Source organism: Clostridium sp. (assembly GCF_036569345.1).
Taxonomy (GTDB): Bacteria; Bacillota; Clostridia; order Clostridiales; family Clostridiaceae; genus Clostridium_AD.
The window spans coordinates 1-2,669 of record NZ_DATCQT010000008.1; the positions used below are offsets into that span (position 1 = coordinate 1).

Consider the following 2,669-nt stretch of genomic DNA (forward strand, 5'->3'; position numbering starts at 1 on the left):
AGTATTAATTGGTTAGTAGGCCTTTGTAGCCTTACGGCATTTTTAACAGCTTGTAAAGCCAATTTTGTATCTATATTTTTAGACATAGAATGCCCTATTATTTTTCTAGTGTGCAAGTCCATTACTGATGCTAGGTAACACCAGCTATCCTTAATAGTATATATGTAAGTTATATCAGTTACCCATTTTTCATTTATTGTGTTTGTGGAAAAATCCCTTTTTAAAACATTTTCTTTCTCTACAACCTTATTTTTTGATGAAGTTGGTCTATATTTTTTAATAATTATAGACTTTATCCCCAGCTTTCTCATAATTCTCTGGGTCCTTTTTAAACTAATATTTATCCCCAATTTTTGAAGGGATTTATTGATTTTGGGGGATCCATAACGCTTTTTACTAGCTGTATATATGTATAATATTTTACTTTCAATCATTTGATTTTCTAATTCACGCTTGCATGGTTTCTTACTTAAATGCTTGTAATAGGAGCTCCTGGAGACCTTTAGTACCTTGCACATGATTTTAATACCGTGGTGCTTCTTATTATCAGTAATGAAATCAAATATGCTACTTATTTTCTTGCGAATATGGCAGTGGCCTTTTTTAATATTTCATTTTCCTCCTCAAGTATTGCTATCTTTTTTAACATTTTCTGATAGTCTTCTGTAGTTATAATTTTATCATTATCAACAGCTATTGGTTTTAGTTTGTTTATCCACACTGTTATTGTTGATTTTGCTATGCCATATTCGCGACTTAGATCTGCCAAGGTCTTTCCAGAATTATATAGTTCTACTAAAGTATTTTTAAATTCATCTGTATATTGTTTTTGAGTTCTTCCCATTGTAGACACATCCCTTCAATTCTTATTTTATACTGTTCGAGTTTTCGTGTCTACAATACTATACTAACACCAACTTGATAGAGTAACTGATTAATACAGTAGCTATCTAACTATCACATTACTAACTATAGGTGATTTAATGTGTTATAAATAAAATAAAGAACGTGTTTTTTTTAATGAACAACACTATCTACTGTATTATTTTTTCCATTAATATTAATTATTAATTTATGCGGAAGACATACCAATATTTGTCCTGCCTGTGAAACCCAACCTTCTTTTACACATATTTTATTAGGACAATTAGCATCCTTAATTCGTATTTTTCCAGGGAGTACTTCAATTAAATTATAATCTCCTGGTTTAGTGTAGATTTTCCATTCCTTCTGTGATTTTACAGCATTAAGATCTATAGTTTGAATTATTTTATTATCAATTTTAATAACAGCAAAATTGTGAGTACTTTTAATATGTTGCTTATAAATAAGTGTTCCAATTCCACTTATTAAAATTAAAACAATTATTACAATTGCTACTATTTTATCTCCCTTTTTCATAAACAAACTCCCTTTTTATTGGCTATTATCTACTTGTTCAATACTGCAAATAGGTATCCATACACTCCGGAAGACCTTTGGTTATTGGCACTACAAACAACATAAGGATATTGCACTTCTACAAGAACTATTCAATCATTCAACTCCTAGTGTAACGTTAAGGTACATAGGGATAAATCAGGATGCTATGGACCAATCCCTAGAAAACTTTTATTTATAGAAAACTACTGAAAAATTGATTTGCTATTCTTTAAGGGTCTCGCCAACATTTTTCTGAATCACACCAACAGGAATTAAAGAATGACCTAAAGCTAACTAATATCAATACTTATGCTAATCCAACATATGTAATGAAAAGGTGTTTATCATCAATCTGAAGAAAAAGAAAATAGGCATCGCTGCCTTTTGGTTTGGTGTACAATATAAGAATATTGTAATATAATTCTATTTTTATTAGATGTTATTAATTTTTTATAGCAACATATAATTTTTTGAAACTATCTATGGTAGCAAGATAAATATTTGTTATATCATTTATATTATACATTGCAAGATTATTCATAAGCCATTCTTTGTCTACTCCTGATTTAATTAGATTTTCTTCAAATAATTTTCCATCATTAATAATAACCAAAGGTAAGTCTACTGGTTTAGCCAATAAATTCAAATCAGTTGGCGTAACTGGTCTATGAGATTCTTTTTTTATAGTACTAAAATGGCCATTAGGTTCTAGAATTACATATTTAACTTCTGAAATATCGAAAATATTCTTAAGCCTTAATTCACTCATGAGCAAATCAACATTTATGAAGTGTTTTTTCAAATTCTTTCTTATTATCTTCCCATCATCTATTAAAATCACGGGTTTGCCATTAAAAAATAAAGATAGTGTTCTATTTTTTAATGATATAAAACTGAATATATAATGCCAAAAAAACAAGGTTATCAACGGAACAACTATATATGTAAAGGAGACCTCTCCATCTAATAATGGTGCAACGGTTAGAGCTCCAAGTGTCCATACCAATGCAAAATCATAGGCAGTAAGCTGAGCTACAGTTCTTTTTGATACGTACCTTCCCACAATAAAAGCTATTATACCTACTATAAAGGTTCTTATGATATATCCCATTAGTGAAATATCTTTAATAACACCGAAAACCATCAGTATAAACTCCTTCCTATGGACTCATATATAATTTTTTATCTGTAGTTAAAAGTCCTAAATAAATATCCTTTATATTATCAATATTATTAGATTTAAGTTC

4 protein-coding genes and 1 pseudogene are annotated in these 2,669 nt (G+C 29.1%); 1 reads left to right on the plus strand and 4 read right to left on the minus strand.

Features of this window, described 5'->3' with window-relative positions; genetic code table 11:
• From VIM70_RS00325 to VIM70_RS00335, 3 genes are all read right to left on the minus strand, one after another.
• Positions 1-608, minus strand: a 608-nt coding sequence (locus tag VIM70_RS00325; RefSeq protein ID WP_331942965.1) for an IS3 family transposase, incomplete at its 3' end; no start/stop codon positions are given.
• On the minus strand, positions 572-844 hold the full coding sequence (locus VIM70_RS00330) for a transposase (protein WP_331942959.1): 273 nt from the start codon (positions 842-844) through the stop codon (positions 572-574). The genes VIM70_RS00325 and VIM70_RS00330, both read right to left, overlap by 37 nt.
• Positions 845-1,017: 173 nt before the next feature.
• Positions 1,018-1,401 (minus strand): NusG domain II-containing protein, encoded by a 384-nt coding sequence (locus VIM70_RS00335; protein ID WP_331942961.1) that lies wholly within the window; start codon positions 1,399-1,401, stop codon positions 1,018-1,020.
• A 46-nt stretch (positions 1,402-1,447) separates the two neighbouring features.
• Between VIM70_RS00335 and VIM70_RS00340 the strand changes: the two are divergent.
• Positions 1,448-1,621, plus strand: a pseudogene (locus VIM70_RS00340) (site-specific integrase); the annotation flags it as partial.
• Positions 1,622-1,864: 243 nt separating this feature from the next.
• Here VIM70_RS00340 and VIM70_RS00345 read toward each other — a convergent pair.
• Positions 1,865-2,566 carry a DUF421 domain-containing protein gene (locus VIM70_RS00345; protein ID WP_331942963.1) on the minus strand — a complete coding sequence of 234 codons (702 nt, stop codon included), beginning with the start codon at positions 2,564-2,566 and terminating at the stop codon, positions 1,865-1,867.
• Positions 2,567-2,669 lie beyond the last annotated feature (103 nt).